This is a genomic window from Candidatus Nitrosocosmicus agrestis (genome assembly GCF_008389435.1).
In the GTDB taxonomy this organism is placed as follows: Archaea; Thermoproteota; Nitrososphaeria; order Nitrososphaerales; family Nitrososphaeraceae; genus Nitrosocosmicus; species Nitrosocosmicus agrestis.
This window is the reverse complement of record NZ_VUYS01000004.1, coordinates 146,287-164,227: the sequence shown is the minus strand read 5'-3', so window position 1 is coordinate 164,227 and position 17,941 is coordinate 146,287. Positions and strand designations below refer to the sequence as shown.

The window sequence follows — 17,941 nt, the reverse complement described above, 5'->3', positions numbered from 1 at the left end:
CAATATTTAATTTATACTTTCAGAGCTATTACGATATACAATGCCTTGTAATATATCATATTTGTCGTTATTCAATAACTAAAAACTGCCAAAATGAATTAATTGGTAATTTTTGTCTGTGGCCTATCCAATCCTTTTGGATTGTCACAGCCCATTGGATATGGTAACAATAAGATAAGGGGCTAATCACATGAGGAGGAAAATCAATTGACTTAATCATATATTGTTAATATCTTAGATACATTTGGATAGTAACACTATTTTTGTCGTATTTTTCACTATTTATATTCAAATATGTAATTTGAAGTCAATTAGATATTTTTAGCAGATCCATTAACAGCTAATATTATAAAACTTGAATAAAAAAGTCATGTTAATGGCTAATTTGATTAACTAATAATGCCTCATTCAATTTACTGGTCGCGCAATTAAGCTATTGCTCACAGGTGCATATAAATATCGGAAAATAAAGCCTATCTTAATTTCTATTGAATCACGTAAAAACCTTGAGCAATATTAAATATTTTTCTTATCGTGTTCATGAGCGTTTATCGCATTTGGATATATTTTTACATCTTGCTACAAAAATAAACAAGAATTATGAGCCTAATATAGTATGTTGTAAATAATATGTGGTATTCACAATGGGAGAAATTATTGATCAAATAAAAGAAAAAGCAAAAGATGTAAAAGATGCAATGGTTGATACAACCAAAGATGTAGCAGACAAAACAAAAGAAACGGTAGATCCATCATCTAGTTCTAACGTTCAGTCTTACTCCTCTGGCTCTGGGGTAGATAGAAAATATGAAGAAGGTGGCCCGGGAACTAATGTACATAGAAATGATGATCCACTCACAGAGTATAAAGATAAAGAGCCGATGACTCCATCAAAAATAAATGAGCATGAGCCAACTGCAGTAAAAAGAAATTCAAGTGATCAGACCATAACTTCTAATGGTCAAACCGGTACTAACACTTATGAAGCACAAGAAGAATATCGTAAAAGAGGTATGACAAAGGTGGAGTCTCATGAACATTCACATGAAGGTTCATCATGTTCATGCGGTCATTGATCCGAAAACTATCTACTTTCTAAAAGGACCGTTGTAATATAGTCCAAATCCTTTTTTAATATCGTATTTTTTTTGAGTATTGTTTGCCATATTGATCTAATGAATGAACTCGTAAATTAAGGACCCCTGCATTGTAGTTTGATATTTGTAAATAATGTTTTTGATATACACTTCTTTACCATTCACCATGATTGTTATTCCTCAGAGATACTGAATCTTTATAAGGCTTGATTATATGTTATTATATTCAATCCAAAAACTTCAATAGCATGTCTATTCTTTATTATTGTCAGACAGCCTTTTTATTAACAGTAGATGTAATATATCATTGAATGTTACGATTATATGTTCTACACCATTCTGTAATCTTGAACATTTTTTGACAAAGTAGATTCTGTGATAGATATAATACGAACCCAATCTTTAGACTACTGGCATGATGAGGGTCATCTACTCATTTTCCAGATTAATATTTTATGAATTCGAAATTAAATCTGCTGTAATCCATTCTCTGCCTATATTATATGACGTAAAAAATAAAATAATTAAGATGTAGCGGAATTATTTACAAGACTACATCTGCAGAGTCTTAATTATTTTGTTATTGATAAACCAGACAAATTTCCAGCATCAATTATGAGTGCGTTCATCTTATTTTGCATCAACAGCGGAATCGATTTATCCATAAATTTGGAATCCTTAATCATCATATCTGTAAACTGCATTTCCTTTTTTTTGGGGTTTGTTCTACGCCGCGTATTGGGGTATCCCCAAAGTGGTTATTGATTCTAGATAGGTCGACAGAAATGGCCAGTATATTGTTATCATTTATTATCTAAGTAACTGGTACATTAGAAACAGGTTCATTGATCATGATCACTGTTACTGAGTCTTGCATAATCGTATTATTACCATATATGTGAATATTATTTATAGTTGTGTTGGATATCTGATGCAGATGATAGGCGGTTTTATTTTTCATTACTATGCTGAATGTTGCGTGAAAACCTGAATTTGAAAGAATGATGGATTGCCATAACCCTTTTAATCTCCAACCAAAACCCAAACATTATTTAAACTTGTAATAGGGACATAACCATATCCGTAATCATTTGCTGTTGTGGAAAAAGCATGACTGTTTAGCTATGTCAAAGAGAACAAGGTTGTAACAACCATAAAAGCAGTCAGAATCCTGACAGAATTTGAGTTGGTCACGCCCTATATCCACAAAAGCTTGTTATCAAGCATGATGATTATTATTTTATACAACGTATGACTTTGAAAAGAAATTTCTTAATTACTATGTTCCAATCTTTCAAATCTGAATCTCACTGATACTGTCCTCATCTCAAGTAAATAGTTTAGTGACAAATGATAATGATAGTTAGTTAAAGCAACATTGGTAGAATAATGTAATGACCACATATGTTAAGCTCTATCGCATTTTTCTCATATAGTTTAATAAAAGGAACTTCGAAGGAACTAAATGGGTTTAAAATCGGTCAATATTTATGAAATAATTAGAAGGGATGTTAAAGTAATAGATCAAGAACAAAATATTTTTGATACATCCAAGGTTATGGTAGATAACAATATAGGTTCTGTTGTAATTATCGATAATAATGATAGCAAGAACCCGGTAGGTATTGTAACTGAGAGAGATATAGTAAGAATAGTAAGCACATTTTCATTGGCAGACTTGGAGGTTCCCGTAAGAGAACTCATGAGTTATCCATTAATCACACTCTCACAAAATGCATCAGTCCTAGACGCAATGAAATTGATGTATGAACGTAAAATAAGAAGGATTATTGTCTTGGAAGGAAATAACCTTGTAGGTATTGTTACGGAGCATGATATATTTAAGCTACTTATGAGCAATAAGGAATTAATTTCCACTGTTATCTCTAGTGATTTTCCAATACCTCAGAAAGACATATACGAAGATTTTTCACGATTTTGGTTTAGCAATTCTTTTCATAAATAGCTAAATCTGTAAATTATCTGATTTTTCTGGATAATTCTATTTTAAACGTTTTCTGTATTAGTAATAAACCATTAAATCATTTCTTAGTTGATTTTTTAGAATTTGTTTTATCTTTAAGACTATTTTTCTTTCTTTGTATCTACTTAGAAGCCCATAGTATATCTCTTTTTTCCATAGCTATATTTGTTATCCCGGGACTCACCTTTTATTCAAAGATGATTCATGAAATCTCAATGTTTTTGGTTTGTGAAATATACTTACCCTGGTTCATATACTAGGTAACAAGTCTCTGTCCTCTAAGAATTGTAATGTCCAGATCACCAGATTTAAGCATTCTGCAAGATAAGTTTTCACTGATCTACCATGTGACAATTATTCCTGTCATTTTTTCTTGTCTAGTAATTCTTAAATTATGCCTCCAAATATTTTGATAACTAAATCTTTCTCTCATAAAGCCTTTTACATAAACAATCCCATTTCAAAAATTCCTCTTTCAAAACCATTCATTCAGTATACTATTGTCATTCTGTAAAATCTGCAACAAAAGCTCTATATTCAAGAGTGAGACTACACCTTGACTTTACTGACATTTATATGACATTTCTGATTGGTGGTCTTGTTAAACCAATGTAGCAATACCTTTAGGAGCAATGCAATTATTAACAAGAATGATAAAATACCCAAAGCAGCAAGCTTTAATTTGACAAAAAAAGCCACTGCCAGAATGAGTTGTGGTTTTTACTTTTACATTGCCTTGCATGTATATGCTATTGTTCCTACCTTTACAGTAATTTATACCTCATAGTTGAATAGAATTTTAAGGATTTCCCTTGGCCTTTAAAGTCTTGTATTGCATTGGGCATTTTTAAATAGATAATTTTTAAATGCTCATTATTTCAATATTGATGATTTGTCAATTTGTCATTTTTCTCTTTAGTGTAATCTCAAAATCATGCTATTTCATAAGAGATTGGAAGTAAGAAAATATCAAATAGTATTATGATGAGGTATAGAAATAGCAAGATATTAAACAATCAAAGTTAGGGTATTATACCTCACCTCTAAATAGCATATTATTTTTGCATCTAAAAGTCTTAGCGGATCACTAATAAGCATGGTTTTGTTAGAGTTATATGATTGACTTTTAAATTGTATTTTGGATCAAATGTAATTTTTCTATTTCTATTTCTATTATCGTTATTCATGATATCACTTATATCCTCAAACTCTTTTTCAATTTCAGTAAAAGATATCTTCTTTGATAAAACAGGATCTAAAGCAAGCACTACAACTAATGAAACTGTAGGTAAAAATAACATACTTAGTCTAAAACTACTAGCCAATAGCCTTGAAACTAGATTGAATGGCGCAGCTTCAATGTTGGAATTTGCAGGCAACTTGTCTGAAATGAGAAGTATGCCGAACGCAACCTTACTAAACGCTACTTTAGAAGGACTTCATGGAATTCCTTCATATTCTGATTTGCAAAAAAGGATGATTGCACAAAAGGTCATTTCTTATTATCCTGAAATTGCAGGAATTTCTTTCATCATGCCCAATGGTGATACTTATTTTATGGAACCTTATTCCTTGCAGAGTAATCAAACAAAAAATAATCTTGCCTTTCGTGATTATTTTATGGGTGCCATCTCATCTAACCAAACCTATTTAGGAGATATAATAACTTCCACCTCATCTGGTTTAAAACGAGCTATCATCGCTGTACCTGTATTTTCAAACGATGACGATAATAACGGGGTTTTAAGTGGTGTATTGGTCGGATCTATTGACTTGGGCCTCCTGAGCAAAGAAACTCAGTCTTTTAATCTCCCTCAGGAACAACGAATTGTGTACGTTGATTCCAAGGGTATAAAGATAGCTGACTCTGACAAGCGATTTTCCATAAATAATAGCGAATCATTTTCTAATCTAAATAGCTTCCAATATGCCCTTGCAGGAAAGTTCGGTTCTACAGTGGAGGAGGTTAGCCACGAAACAATGCTTATATCATACTATCCTATGGACGCTATTCAAAACAGATGGATTATTCTTTTGATGCAACCTGTAGTAGACGTTATCTGATATCCATAATAGCTCTTAAGGTTATAAAACAATCAAATTTAGCTCCTCTGAGATGCTGAATGATATCTGCTCCTATTCAACGTTTCTTTTATTTAAAATATTTTCATTTTTTTGTCTATAAATTCGATTAATAGTTAATTTGAATAGATTTTACAAATACAAATCTATGAATTATTCATTATACATATACATTATAATACAGGAAACATAGTCTGATTTTGCCACTTTTATCCATTGTTCCAAGCAAGTTATTCAAGCATGAATAACAACATAAACTATGGGGAAATAGCACTGATAGCAGACCATTAGAAAAAATATTGTTTGTAGCTAATATTCTGTATATATCTTATAAACCAACTTTGATAATAATATTTTGTGTACAAGAAACACAGTAGGAAAAACTAATCTAATCAGTAAATTATTGAAAGAGGCTATATCTACAGAGAAATCATTAAAAGTACAGATTATTCGCCGAATGAAATTGCCTGAGCCCAGGGAGAACAAGCAAATGGAACTATTAATGTACTCTTAAAAGACAAATCTGTTTGTTCCCGTATATTTGATTCATTACAAAAGGAAATTTCACTTGTTCAAACCGTTGTAGATAATGAGATTGTTCCAGAACTCATTTGTAATTCAAAAAAAAATATCTGAATTAACTTGACGAATTAGCCATAGTACCTACTGATCAATTAAAAGGATAGGGATCAAATCATTAACCTGGTTGAATTTCTAGTAGAGAATCCTCAGCATAGAAAAAAATGAAAGAACTTATGCAGATACAAAAAGAAATATGAGAGTGGATGGTGGACAAAACTAAATTAGAGCCTGTTATCAAAAAACAGTAAAGAATATTTACAAAAACTATCACAGGAAGTTAGAATATTTGAGACTATATTGATGCAAAGAAGTCTAATTCCAAGCATTCATTTTAAATAGATTATTACTTTCTGAAATACTCTGTTGGGTTATAATAATTGGAAGAACAAATAGACTAATAGCAACCCCCAAAATCAGTTGCTTCCCTCCCCCAGCAGTTTGTTATTTACTTTTTCAAAGAATCTTTCAAATATCACATGTCAAATGCTTTACATAAATAAAAGATGAAAATAATCATTTCAAACACCTAAATATTTGTAACCACTTGTTTGCCATTAATTATTTTACTGTAAATGGTAAAGCGAGCAGCAATTTTCAGCTATGTAGTCCCTCTTCTATTACAACCATGAATGGATCCGTATTAGGGACAAATTCAACATATGATAGTTGTTTTATGCTTTGTCAAGCTACTGTCAACAGGAAATTGAAAAGATAAATATGAAATAACATCATCGAAAACTTATGGAATCATATTCCATTATGTGGGAACCAATCTTTCGTTAGCCCCCACTATATATAATAAAATATAATATACAGTACCGAACAATATCTAAAAAAATAATATTAAAAAAATACTTATGTTTACCACAATCCAAATTATTGTGACTTGGTAAAGTTATTCATAAAGAATGTGACTCATCCTTTTCAAGGAGCGTCAAACTTTATTGTGAATTCTTTATTAGTAAATCTTTACCATTTGGATTGGGTCCGGAATGATCATTCCAAGATAATTTAGGTAATGCACCTTAGTTCTCAATTTCACTTCTAATTGGTAAAGTTATAAAATTTGTATTAATAAAGTTGACAAATCTGGGCCAAAATGGTAAATCGTCAAAAACTCATTGATTCTCACTATCGTTTACCTTGAATAATCAATATATATATTTGAGAAATCTCAAGTGGTTGATAAATTTCATCTTTGATTTTTTCTAAAGTCATTTTGATTTATTCTTTTTTGTAATTACTAATCCTGCATCCTTTTCGCCTTTTGATATGAGTTTTTTAATTCTGTATCTAGAAAAGTCTGCATCCTCAAACATGTAGTGAGAATCTTTCTCTTTCCTACCAACTCTAATCACGTCTGTCACCGATGCACCATATTTTTGAGTTAGGTCAAGATATTCCTTGTCTAGTTTATTAATACTTTCTCTTGTTCTATCATCTATCTTTGCATCTTCAGAATTTAAGATCTCATAAACTCTTTTTAATAAATTTAATGACCTTTCGTTTATCTTGAGCATTTCTATATTTTTATCCGTTTTATCCATGAATATGATATCACGGGCCCTGTGCCATACTTCTATCATGTTTTGTGGTATTTCTTTTTGTTCTCTTGGGAATACATCCACAATGTACAATTTCTTGTTCTTTATGGGTGATGCTTTGAAGACCTCCATTAATGGAGTGTTAGTGAGCAGGCTGCCATCCCACAGATATCTTTCGTCTGCCAAACTCCATCTGATTCCATAAAAGGGATATCCTATGCTAGCAATTATTTGATCTACAGTAATGTCTGTATAAGCAGTATCAAAGATTACCGGTTCTCCTTTTTGAATGTCTGTGGCAGTTATTATCAACCTTGATTTCTCTTTTCTACCATCCTTACTAGTGATTTTTGGATCTTTTTTCAGGTTTTCAAAGTTTATGAAATCTTTCAAAGTTTTTCTCAATGGGGATGGATCATAAAAATAGGTCCAATCAAAAGGAAAACAATAATTAGTAGAGTTTGGCATGAACCATTTCGGTAGGAATGCTTTGGGAATGCCATATAGGATTGAATTCATCGATGACCAAATTGCGTTAGATTTATCTGAAGATAAATGGGTTAGCAAAGACTCGTAAGGTAAGACATTCTCTGAGATGGTGATCCAAAAATCTTCGAGAACCTTTGCCACATTTTCACCTCCGTTTTGTGCCGAGGTTATTATAGAAGTATTTAGAGCTCCAATGGATGAACCTGCTAAGATATCAAATTCCACGTTATGCTGATACAAATACTTGAATACTCCGCATTCATAGGCGCCTAGTGAGCCACCTCCCTGTAATACAAGTACTGTTTCTGGATTCATATTTTTGGTAAATCTCTTGTTAATTTTGTGATTGAGTGTTGTCATAAGAAAATCACCCTGAGTTAATGTATCTGACTTACGTCTGGTTTAAAGACCAAATCAAAAGTCCAGTCACCCATTACTTTAATTTTCTTTTTTGAGGAAGGTAAATTTAGCAAATAATAAGAACGCCACAGCCACCAGGCTAAAAAACCGTGGATCTTTATTTTGCCAAAAAGGATTGCAACTCCTGTCCTTTTACCAATTTGAGCCATCATTCCCTTTGTATTGTAATTGAATTCCTTTTTTCTATGATTCCTATCATTTTTTCCATTTATTTTCTTTTTAATAAACGATGCAACATTATAAGATACTATCTCACTTTGTCTTATTGCATGCTGTGCTGTTGGTGGATACGGTTTACCTGTGTTGGGATTTATAATGGATGCACAGTCTCCTAGTGCATATACAATATCTTCTAGTCCTTTTACTTCCAAATGACTGTTCGTAATTATTCTGTGTCTTTTATCGTGTTCACACGTGAGATTGGTTATTATATGATTGGGTGCTACCCCTGCCGTCCATATTACCGAATAACATGGAATGGATGTATTGTCGTCTAGTAAAGCATTTTCTATTGTCACATCTTTTACCTTTGAGTTCATAATAAATTCAACTCCGTTTGCTTTTAATTTCTGTAAAGCAAATTCACCTAATTCTTCATCAATTTGCTCTAAAATTTTGTCAGTTGCACTGACCAAAGCAATCCTTATATCTGTCATGTACAAGTCTGGATAATATTTTTTGACCGATTCGCGTACAAAATCGTTAATTGCTCCAACAGTTTCAACCCCGCTGAATCCTCCGCCAACCACAACAAACGTTAATAGGGCCTTTCTTAATACAGAATCAGATTGCTCAATTACCGCTTGTTCTAATACTTTAATAATGTGGTTGCGCAGATTTATTGCATCCTCGATTGTTTTTAATGTAAAGCCGTATTTTTGAATATTTGAATTACCAAAAAAATTGTCTTCGCTACCTAAAGCTATAACCAAACAATCATAATTAATTATATGCTCATGTATTTTGTCAGTTTCAACATCGTGTCTTCCTATATTATGACTTATGGTAACTAGTTTTTGGGTGAAGTCTAAGGATTTAACTTGTGCTTCATAAAACCTCGAGTTCTTGCAAAATGATCTAATGGGAGTTACAATATGTCTGCTTTCTATCGTACCTGATACTATTTCGGGGAGCATTGGGGTAAAAAGCAGAAAATTGTTGTCACTTACTAATGTTATTTGTACGTTTTCATTATTGTTGAATTCTTTCTGAAGGTCTTTTAATACTCCGATTCCTCCAAATCCACCTCCCAAAATTACAATATTTTTTTTCTCGATCCTTGGTGACATTTCTCAACGTAACCTTTAATCTCTTACTCCACGTGATGCTGAGTGTATAATTGATCATAGAGTCTTACGGATTTTATGTTGACAAATTCGAGCATGCCAAATCTGGATAGCTCTCTACCAAATCCGCTCTTTTTGACACCTCCGAATGGAACTCTAGGATCAGATGCTACTACATTATTCACAGAAACTATTCCAGTCTCAATATTTTCTGCCAGTTTTTCTGCGGTATCCAGGTCCTTTGTCCAAATTGATGCACCAAGACCATATTCAGAATCATTTGCAATTTTTATTGCTTCTTTTTCATCCTTTACTGTCATAATTGGGGCTACTGGTCCAAATACTTCTTCCTGTGCTATATGCATGTTCGGAGTAACGTTTTTGATTATTGTCGGTTGGTAAAAATATCCCTTGTTTTTATCAATTCTTTCACCTCCTACAACGAGTTCAGCTCCTTCTTTCAATGCACCTTTAACTTGTGAGTCTATTTTTTCAAGTGCTGATACATTGACCATAGGACCTAGATCAGATTCCTCGGATGTCGGATTTCCAACCTTAAGTTTTTCAGTGTTTGAAACAAATTTTTCTAAAAATTCGTCTTTTATATCATCCACAATAATTATTCGTTTTGAAGCTATGCAGCTTTGTCCGCAATTTATAAAACGTCCTTTTACCGCACCATTCGCAGCTTTTTCGATATCAGCGTCCTTACATACTATAAAAGGATCACTTCCACCTAATTCTAATACACATTTCTTGATTTGTGAGGTTGCTTGACTGGCAATTAAAGAACCAACCTTTACACTTCCTGTAAATGTTACTGCACTAATGTATTGTGATTTAATTAGATCATTGACTATACCTGAGTTACCAACTATTGATTGAAATACTCCGTCTGGTAATCCAGTCCTATTAGCTGCGTTTTCAAGTTCAATTCCACATTGAATTGTAGCACTTGCTGGTTTTAAAACGGTGGCGTTTCCTGCAATTAAAGACGGGGCTGCAAATCTTATGGCTTGCCAGTAAGGAAAGTTCCATGGCATGATACTTGCTATAACCCCTATAGGATTAAATTTGATGTAGGTTTTTCTTGCATCCGTATTTGTTATCTCGTCTTGCATGAATGACGCACCGTTATCCGCAAAATATTCTATCGCCCATGCACATTTTTCAACTTCGGATCTTGATTCTTTTATTACTTTTCCCATTTCATTCGTAGCGGTCATCGCCAGATTTTCCTTGTACTTTCGCAGTTGTTGTGCAAATTTGTGAAAGTAATCTGTTCTACTGTTAATATTTTTCCTCCATTCACCAAATGCTTTGTGGGCTTTTTTTATCTTAGAATCCAGTTCTTGCGTCGTTACAACAGTGTATTTACAGATAACTTCCTCTGTATATGGATTTATTGTTTCTATTTCTAAAGACATAGAGATAACCACTTTAAGGATTGATTACACTTCTACCGTGTACTTTGCCATGTTTAAGTGCATCCAAAGCCTCAGTGGCTTGGTCTAGTTTATAGTGATTAGAAACAACTGGATTAATTATTTTCCTGTTTGCTAACGATACTAATTCATTGAGATCGTTCAGAGTTCCGGTATAGGATCCAATTAATTTGTAGGCTCTAGTAGGCATGTTAACCAAATTTAGTTTTAATTCGCCGCCAAAAAGTCCAACTAAAACCACTCTAGCTCTTTTTCTTATGAACTGCATATCGGTTTCCACAGTCTTTGATGCATTCACAAAATCTATTACGGCATCTGCTCCCAATTCTGATGTCTTTTCTTTTACTGATTTGACAGCATCAACTTGAGATGAATTGATTGTTTCATCGGCCCCTCCATCTTCTTTGGCCAATTTTAATTTGTCGTCATCTATGTCCATAGCAATTACACGGGCACCAGTAACTGCTTTTGCTAATTGCATGGCCATTAATCCAAGTCCTCCTGCTCCAACAATAACCACAGAATCATATGGTTTCAAACTGGCATTTTTTACTGCATTATATGCAGTTAGAGATGAACAAGATAATGTTGCAGCTGTATTAATATCTAAATTGTCACCTATTCTTATTAAGTATCTGTAACTTGGTACAAGTACATATTCTGAATATCCTCCATCAACGAGAACACCAAGTGATCTCGGTTTGTCACACAGATTCTCCTCTCCCATTCTACAGGCTGGACACAAACCCTCTCCTATCCAGGGATAAACTATTACTTTGTCTCCTTCGTTGAAATCTGTCACATTTTTACCAAGTTTATCTATAGTACCTGCAATTTCATGACCTGGAGTCAACGGATACTTTACACCTCGGTCTGTAGTTTTCATAAATTTTCCGTCTATTCCTTCATAACCACCTTCCCACAAATGTATATCACTATGACAAACTCCGGAAGAATGAACTCTTACAAGGACCTCCTGACCGTCTGGTTTTGGGGTGTCTAACTCTTGTACTTGTAATGACTCCTTGGGCTTGATAATTCTTGAGGATTTCATATTTTTTCTACTCACAAAAATAGTTTAAAAGGAAGATGTTACCTTGTAAAATTTCAATTACTTTTAAATGAATAAAAAATATTAAAATCAATTATAGTCATTTGACAATTTATTATATATTAATTCGAGAAGAGAAAAAATTTTTATCTTCTATTGATACAATTCTCTAAAATTTCGGTACCGAAATATTTTAGTAGTAAAATTTAATTCTTCTGTTATTCTAGGTTTGTCTACGGTTGTAAATTCAAGATTTACTAAACTAGAGCCTTATATATAAATATATGAAGTATGTTGAAAATTAGATGACTTTTGACTTTAATTTAAATATGGACAATGGTGAGGGATTTAAATATATTATGATTTTTTTATTTCATATGTAAATTTATTAAAAGATATTTCCTTTGTAATTATGTCGAAATAAAAGATCAAGACGTGATTGATAGTGACAAACGTCTAGATGTTCTATTGGAATAACTACAAATCAGAGACTATATAGAATATATTGCTATCGAGTGCGTTTATCTTTAATCTTTACAATACCAATAGGATCCTACATAATTTTTTCAATTTCAAATTTGGTATAACTCTTTTTTTAATATCCTTTTTAACAAGGAAATTATTTTCATTATTACGGTGTCCGTCTTAGTTAACGATATATAGTTTTATATTGTAGTAGTCGACAAAAGGATTCGACCAATTCCGCACATTTTTTAGTTTACAATTCTTTGACCAACAAGGAAATATTCCAGATACCAAAACTAGAATCTTTTTATCTTAATTTTATATGGCCTCTCCGCGTAAAACTACTTAGGCTGAGCCTTTGTCTTATTCAAAAGAATAAAAAATCCCATGATGTTTCTATAATGGTAATTCTATTAACATTGATGATTTACAGTTTCATATGATGCTAAAATGATTTCAATCCGTCTACAACATATTGAACCGCGATTGCAGCTACTAAAATAGCGAATATTCTTGTAATAATTAGGGATCCGCGTCTTCCTAGTACTCGATAAATAGAATCGCTGAGGCGGTAAATTACATATGTTATCCCCATCACAATCATAATAGAGAATAAGGTAAGTAACAAACCTGATGTCTCAAACGATAGTAGGACCGAAGCAATGGCACCAGGTCCGGCCAAAAGCGGAAATGCCAATGGGAATACACCGGATTCATCAGAAACATTGTTGCCTCCAAATGTCCAATCACCATGTATAATCAATTCTATAGAAATCATAAACAATAAAATTCCTCCAGCAATCATGAAACTTGAAATATTAATTCCAAAAAAAGATAGAATTTGAGTTCCTGCTATTGCAAATACAAATAACAGTATTCCTGCAGTTATGATGGCTGTATTCGATATTTCTTTTCTTGCTTTTTTGGTTTGGTTTTTAGTAATGGCTATAAAAATAGGGATAGTTCCTAAAGGGTCTATTATTACGAATAGTGCAATTACGGATCTCAGCAAGTCCATTCCAAAGGAATTAAAAAAAGATAAGATGGATTCCATATGAATAAGCATGTTAGTATATTTTAGTATAAGTATACATCAAGAATAGAAAGAGTATACATAATCCAAAAAATCAATACACGGGTAAATAACCTAATATACAGGGAGATACAACTACTAGCCCAATACTAAAAACAAAATGCATTAATTGAATAACCTTTGCTAATTTAGGATGAGATCTTAATTACCTATATTCAATTTTGTGTTGTTAGGTCTCGTAATTCGTACAACAATAAACAATAAATCCGTCGATCTTTATTGCTTTTACATATGGATATGGCTTGCACTATAAAAATGAGCAATAATTTTGGTGATTCTTGGTAGATCTTTGTCTTATTTAGTTTAAATTTACTGATTATTTGATACTAAGCTGATGAAACAATCTAATTAGCTGACCTTCATACCATTATAGGGGGCTAACTGATCCAGCCGGGATTGTATATATATTATGATATCTTCATTCCTTAGGGTTCCTCTGTTTGTGCTCTTAATTATTATTCGCTTATTGATGATACATATTTAACAAATTGTATCTCATTTATGTAATTGATTGATATATTTTGCAGTTATTATTTACGGGAACATATCTTTACTTTGATATGATAAATCTATGATGTGTTCTAGAAGTATAATATTTATATTGATTCAAAAACATGATTCTACCTTTATTATTTTTTGACGCGATTAATTATTAATATATATGATTACAACATTAAAAGTAATAACATTGTTCAATTATTATTTAAGTAGTAGCAACTTTGAATAAAGCAAAAAATTCAGGAATGTATAGAATAATCCTAAGTGGATCCTAGCTGGAAGTAAAAAAAGGTTGATTAAATTCAAAATAATACTAAATTATCTGCATCTGTGGATAATGACATCAAATAAATGATTTCAACTTTTACTGTGGTAAGCGAATCTGACCCTATTGCCTATACAATGTTTGATTTTCTATTAATTCCTATGAGTGGAAGTATTGAACCATATGACTGGTTTAAAAGATTTTTTAACGACCGCAATTGGTTTGGAGATAGAGATTTAGGTAGTGAGGATTTTTTTTGGCATGAACATATTCAGAGACTTTAATGAGATACAATCACAAATGCAAAGAATGTTTGATCAATTCGACAACAATCTTGCCAGTGGCCCTTCAAAAGATTTTGTAAGAGAATATCAGTGTCCTGATGGCTCTAAAGTAAGGCAAGTAGGCCCAATAGTGTATTGATATTCGATGACAATTGGGCCGGATGGAAAATCTGTCATACAAGAATTTGGAAATGTGAAGCCCAGCAAAGACAAAGTTGGAATGGCCAGAAGAAGACCTCCCTTAAGTGCAGAGAGAGAACCGTTGGTAGATGTTAACATAATGGATGATTAGGTCACAGTCGTTATGGAAATGCCTGGAGTTAACCAAAGCCATAAAATAAATGCGTTCGATGATTCGCTTGAGGTATCGTCTACCGATCCAAAACGAAAATACAATAAAACTATTGATTTACCCAAAGATGTTGATGTGGATACTGCAAAGTCTAAATTTAACAATGATATTTTAGAAATACTATTTAATAAAAAGAAAGAAACTACTCCAAAGGGAAAGGAGATTAAGATAAACTAGTGAATAAAATCAGAGCAAGAACACAACAGGTTATGTTACTATCATAAATCCATGATCTTGTTTTTTTAGGATTTGGTCAATCTTAATAAATGTTATAAATTATTAAAGCAATCAGTAATCAAGATCTAATTTCTAGCTAATAGGGTATTTCTAAATCACAGTGTATATTTACAGTAATCTCGATAGTGACACATCATTTACAAACTTCGATTTTAATAATGAATAATCTAATCAGTAAGAGTTTATGGCAGGATACTGAGGCCATTGCATTTGAAATTTACTGTCTAGACATCGATTATTTGATTACGATTTAGTTTCATCTTCTTGTGTTTCTAGTATAGGGGTGAGATCTTCTATCAAATCCATCTCTGACTCAGATCCTTGAGATTCCAAAGATGTAGATGATTGTTCAATATCTGATAATTTCTTCTTGTTAAATCTCTTTGTACTCTCTATGGTTTCATCTATTTTCTGTTGTTCAGGCATAACTTAGGTAGTCTATCAAATAATATAATAACTATCTAAAAACATTGTCAGGAAATCCCATCAATATGTTTATTTAATAAACGGTGATTACAAAAAGTCAAATATATTCTATATAAGGTAAGATCTATCAAAATAAAGTATCAAGATAATATGATAGTGTCATTTTATCCTTGATCTTCATGATAGGTAATTTCAAAGATAATTATCTGTCAATATTAAGAATCTATTATGCTCCAAGGCGCTGTTACCTTAACGAAATATCTATAGCTTTCAGGTGTGTATTTCTGATATGTCAAATAAAAGAAACAGAACGCCTTCAGAGTACGTTGGCTATGGTTTGTATTGGTACTTTCTTGTCTTATCATTAAGAAACGTTGTCAAAGCATCGTCATATCTACATATATTTAAAGGAGTCGCGTATCAATCTGGAAGTGGATCCAAAAATTTTATCATAGAAGTTATCATCAACCATGAGAAATAAGATATCAGAGTACATTGTAGATGAAACCATATTACAGGTTGGATCCCAATTCATCTGGTTATGGGGAGCAATTGATCCAGAAACTGATCAAATTCTCACACAAGATATAACTAAAGAAAGAAACATGCTTTTTGCCGAGCGCTTTCTGTCATGTATTGTCAGAGACTACGGAAAACATCTGGTCTCTACTGATGATGATACCTTGTATCCTCAAGCCTGTGAGTTTCTCAAAATGGATCATCATATCATTTTTCTTTTTTTGGCAAAGAAGAGAAAAGATGATTGTGAGGGAAATGCATTACATAAAGGACAGAACTCAATACTTTGACGATTATTTTCCGTGTAGACTGGAAAACTGTAAACTAAAACATGTAAAGAATTGGATGAATTTGTTTATCATTTATCATAACAAGGATGTGATAAACGCTTTAGTTAACAGCGCCTGATCGAACAATCTATAAATTCTACATGACTTGTGGCGTAGCACAATCTTTATTATTTACAGTGTGACGCCTATCGGTTTCATCATTCCTACTAATTTGTACAAAAGCTTTTCTAGTTTCTGGTTATCATTTTCAACGTTTATAAACTCTTTTTTTCTTCTAATTTAGGGTTATATTGAAATAGGCGTTATAAACCTTCGATGTTAAATATGAAGGATGGTTAAATATGTAGTATGGTTGTAAATATCTCTGATAACTTTGTAGTCAATCCCTCCCTAAAAATAGACCATGTTCGTCTCAAAGTATCTATTTTACAAACTTCGATAGATTTTTACCAAACTATTCTTGGGTTGAGTCTTTTGAGGGTTTCATCTGATGGAAATACTGCATATTTGGGTATCGAGTCTACACAGGGAGAGTTGTCTACACTACTAGTTCTTGATCAAATCGATCAACCAGGGATTATACCCAATATTAGTAAAAATAGGACAGAAGCAGGCCTTTATCATTTTGCTATATTACTACCTGAAAGGAAATATCTGGCATCATTTCTTTACTACATTAAGGATAACCTTGATCCGCAGTTTTATGAAGGTATGGCTGATCACGCCGTATCAGAGTCTATATATCTTCATGATCCAGATCATAACGGCATCGAGGTTTATAGGGATAGAAAACCGTCCGAATGGAAATGGATCGGTGAACACATGGTATACATGGCAACAGAACCATTGGATGTGGCTAACCTACTGAGTCAACATAGAGATCAAACATGGTCCGGTTTTCCTACCAATACTACCATTGGACACGTACACCTCCATGCCTCTAACCTAGGAAAGGCAAAAAAATTCTACAATCAATTATTGGGACTTTATCATACTGCATCATATCCAGGGGCATATTTTTTCGCCGCAAATAGTTATCATCATCATATTGCTACAAACACTTGGATTGGAACAAATATTTTACCAAGCAATGCCGATGATCACAGAAAACCTGGCCTAAAGCACTATGCTATACGAGTAACCGGAGATAATGAAGAACTAAATAGATTGAAAAGACAATTGACAACGAATAACATAGCAATTTATGAACATGTGAGGGATTCGGACGAACAAAGTGATACCTCTTTTTACATTTATGATTCAGATGGAATAAAAATACAAATTCTGTTGAGGAATGACTAGACATTTTCTCCTGAACTTATATTTCTCTAACACCAAGCTCAGATCTTAGATGGATAAATATTTATCTAGTTTTGCATTATTCATTTTGTCTTTTTTATTTTTTGACTATTTGCGTAGTCTTGTTAGTTAGTTAATTTAAGCAATTAAAATTGTACTGATGTTATAGTTATTCCAGGTAGAGGGAATGGAAAGTTTAAGATGACCATCATGAGAAACGTTGTCAATAATTT

At 32.6% G+C, this 17,941-nt stretch carries 16 protein-coding genes; 9 read left to right on the top strand and 7 right to left on the bottom strand.

Annotated elements, in window-relative coordinates; translation table 11 throughout:
- Positions 1 to 644 precede the first annotated feature (644 nt).
- The gene (locus F1Z66_RS03505; RefSeq protein ID WP_149862221.1) at positions 645 to 1,076 is read left to right on the top strand and encodes a hypothetical protein; all 432 of its coding nucleotides are present in this window, start codon (positions 645 to 647) and stop codon (positions 1,074 to 1,076) included.
- Positions 1,077 to 1,911: 835 nt separating this feature from the next.
- Here the strand turns inward: F1Z66_RS03505 and F1Z66_RS15770 are convergent.
- Positions 1,912 to 2,142 (bottom strand): hypothetical protein, encoded by a 231-nt coding sequence (locus F1Z66_RS15770; protein WP_195907461.1) that lies wholly within the window; start codon positions 2,140 to 2,142, stop codon positions 1,912 to 1,914.
- 420 nt (positions 2,143 to 2,562) lie between these two features.
- Between F1Z66_RS15770 and F1Z66_RS03500 the strand changes: the two genes are divergently transcribed.
- Both F1Z66_RS03500 and F1Z66_RS03490 read left to right on the top strand, forming a co-directional pair.
- Complete coding sequence (locus F1Z66_RS03500; protein ID WP_149862220.1) at positions 2,563 to 3,063, top strand: CBS domain-containing protein; 501 nt, start codon at positions 2,563 to 2,565, stop codon at positions 3,061 to 3,063.
- Positions 3,064 to 4,266: 1,203 nt separating this feature from the next.
- A complete protein-coding gene (locus F1Z66_RS03490; RefSeq protein WP_149862218.1) occupies positions 4,267 to 5,145 on the top strand; it encodes a cache domain-containing protein in 879 nt (292 codons plus the stop codon).
- Between the two features lie 1,814 nt (positions 5,146 to 6,959).
- Here F1Z66_RS03490 and F1Z66_RS03485 read toward each other — a convergent pair.
- The 5 genes from F1Z66_RS03485 to F1Z66_RS03465 form a co-directional block, all read right to left on the bottom strand.
- Positions 6,960 to 8,138, bottom strand: coding sequence for a patatin-like phospholipase family protein (locus F1Z66_RS03485; RefSeq protein WP_149862217.1), 1,179 nt, complete (start codon positions 8,136 to 8,138; stop codon positions 6,960 to 6,962).
- Positions 8,139 to 8,155: 17 nt separating this feature from the next.
- Positions 8,156 to 9,487, bottom strand: coding sequence for an NAD(P)/FAD-dependent oxidoreductase (locus F1Z66_RS03480; RefSeq protein WP_149862216.1), 1,332 nt, complete (start codon positions 9,485 to 9,487; stop codon positions 8,156 to 8,158).
- A 23-nt stretch (positions 9,488 to 9,510) separates the two neighbouring features.
- On the bottom strand, positions 9,511 to 10,911 hold the full coding sequence (locus F1Z66_RS03475; RefSeq protein WP_149862215.1) for an NAD-dependent succinate-semialdehyde dehydrogenase: 1,401 nt from the start codon (positions 10,909 to 10,911) through the stop codon (positions 9,511 to 9,513).
- 13 nt (positions 10,912 to 10,924) lie between these two features.
- A complete protein-coding gene (locus F1Z66_RS03470; RefSeq protein ID WP_149862214.1) occupies positions 10,925 to 11,983 on the bottom strand; it encodes an alcohol dehydrogenase in 1,059 nt (352 codons plus the stop codon).
- 907 nt (positions 11,984 to 12,890) lie between these two features.
- Entirely contained in the window at positions 12,891 to 13,499 is a 609-nt protein-coding gene (locus F1Z66_RS03465) for a MarC family protein (protein ID WP_195907460.1), read from the bottom strand.
- Positions 13,500 to 14,562: 1,063 nt separating this feature from the next.
- On the opposite strand from F1Z66_RS03465, the gene F1Z66_RS15990 reads away from it, so the two are divergent.
- From F1Z66_RS15990 to F1Z66_RS15980, 3 genes are read left to right on the top strand one after another with little or no spacing between them, the layout of a single operon-like run.
- A complete protein-coding gene (locus F1Z66_RS15990; protein WP_230207434.1) occupies positions 14,563 to 14,724 on the top strand; it encodes a hypothetical protein in 162 nt (53 codons plus the stop codon).
- Between the two features lie 6 nt (positions 14,725 to 14,730).
- Entirely contained in the window at positions 14,731 to 14,877 is a 147-nt protein-coding gene (locus tag F1Z66_RS15985) for a hypothetical protein (RefSeq protein ID WP_230207433.1), read from the top strand.
- A gap of 12 nt (positions 14,878 to 14,889) precedes the next feature.
- Complete coding sequence (locus tag F1Z66_RS15980) at positions 14,890 to 15,114, top strand: Hsp20/alpha crystallin family protein (RefSeq protein ID WP_230207432.1); 225 nt, start codon at positions 14,890 to 14,892, stop codon at positions 15,112 to 15,114.
- A gap of 303 nt (positions 15,115 to 15,417) precedes the next feature.
- On the opposite strand, the gene F1Z66_RS03455 is transcribed toward F1Z66_RS15980, so the two are convergent.
- The gene (locus F1Z66_RS03455) at positions 15,418 to 15,600 is read right to left on the bottom strand and encodes a hypothetical protein (RefSeq protein ID WP_149862212.1); all 183 of its coding nucleotides are present in this window, start codon (positions 15,598 to 15,600) and stop codon (positions 15,418 to 15,420) included.
- 289 nt (positions 15,601 to 15,889) lie between these two features.
- Between F1Z66_RS03455 and F1Z66_RS03450 the strand changes: the two genes are divergently transcribed.
- The 3 genes from F1Z66_RS03450 (at position 15,890) to F1Z66_RS03440 (ending at position 17,711) form a co-directional block, all read left to right on the top strand.
- A complete protein-coding gene (locus F1Z66_RS03450) occupies positions 15,890 to 16,081 on the top strand; it encodes a hypothetical protein (RefSeq protein ID WP_149862211.1) in 192 nt (63 codons plus the stop codon).
- A complete protein-coding gene (locus F1Z66_RS03445; RefSeq protein ID WP_149862210.1) occupies positions 16,071 to 16,409 on the top strand; it encodes a DDE-type integrase/transposase/recombinase in 339 nt (112 codons plus the stop codon). The genes F1Z66_RS03450 and F1Z66_RS03445 overlap by 11 nt, the downstream gene beginning before the upstream one ends.
- Positions 16,410 to 16,757: 348 nt before the next feature.
- Positions 16,758 to 17,711: a VOC family protein gene (locus tag F1Z66_RS03440; RefSeq protein WP_149862209.1), complete on the top strand. Its 954-nt coding sequence runs from the start codon at positions 16,758 to 16,760 to the stop codon at positions 17,709 to 17,711.
- Positions 17,712 to 17,941: the final 230 nt, after the last annotated feature.

Excerpts from the sequence above, each read along its gene's own strand:
- F1Z66_RS03445 (WP_149862210.1), top strand. The coding sequence starts at position 16,071 with ATGAGAAATAAGATATCAGAGTACATTGTAGATGAAACCATATTACAG.
- F1Z66_RS03480 (WP_149862216.1), bottom strand. The coding sequence starts at position 9,487 with ATGTCACCAAGGATCGAGAAAAAAAATATTGTAATTTTGGGAGGTGGA.
- F1Z66_RS03475 (WP_149862215.1), bottom strand. The coding sequence starts at position 10,911 with ATGTCTTTAGAAATAGAAACAATAAATCCATATACAGAGGAAGTTATC.
- F1Z66_RS15985 (WP_230207433.1), top strand. The coding sequence starts at position 14,731 with ATGACAATTGGGCCGGATGGAAAATCTGTCATACAAGAATTTGGAAAT.
- F1Z66_RS03455 (WP_149862212.1), bottom strand. The coding sequence starts at position 15,600 with ATGCCTGAACAACAGAAAATAGATGAAACCATAGAGAGTACAAAGAGA.
- F1Z66_RS03470 (WP_149862214.1), bottom strand. The coding sequence starts at position 11,983 with ATGAAATCCTCAAGAATTATCAAGCCCAAGGAGTCATTACAAGTACAA.
- F1Z66_RS03485 (WP_149862217.1), bottom strand. The coding sequence starts at position 8,138 with ATGACAACACTCAATCACAAAATTAACAAGAGATTTACCAAAAATATG.
- F1Z66_RS03505 (WP_149862221.1), top strand. The coding sequence starts at position 645 with ATGGGAGAAATTATTGATCAAATAAAAGAAAAAGCAAAAGATGTAAAA.
- F1Z66_RS03450 (WP_149862211.1), top strand. The coding sequence starts at position 15,890 with ATGTCAAATAAAAGAAACAGAACGCCTTCAGAGTACGTTGGCTATGGT.
- F1Z66_RS15980 (WP_230207432.1), top strand. The coding sequence starts at position 14,890 with ATGGAAATGCCTGGAGTTAACCAAAGCCATAAAATAAATGCGTTCGAT.
- F1Z66_RS15990 (WP_230207434.1), top strand. The coding sequence starts at position 14,563 with ATGAACATATTCAGAGACTTTAATGAGATACAATCACAAATGCAAAGA.
- F1Z66_RS03490 (WP_149862218.1), top strand. The coding sequence starts at position 4,267 with ATGATATCACTTATATCCTCAAACTCTTTTTCAATTTCAGTAAAAGAT.
- F1Z66_RS03500 (WP_149862220.1), top strand. The coding sequence starts at position 2,563 with ATGGGTTTAAAATCGGTCAATATTTATGAAATAATTAGAAGGGATGTT.
- F1Z66_RS03440 (WP_149862209.1), top strand. The coding sequence starts at position 16,758 with ATGGTTGTAAATATCTCTGATAACTTTGTAGTCAATCCCTCCCTAAAA.
- F1Z66_RS03465 (WP_195907460.1), bottom strand. The coding sequence starts at position 13,499 with ATGGAATCCATCTTATCTTTTTTTAATTCCTTTGGAATGGACTTGCTG.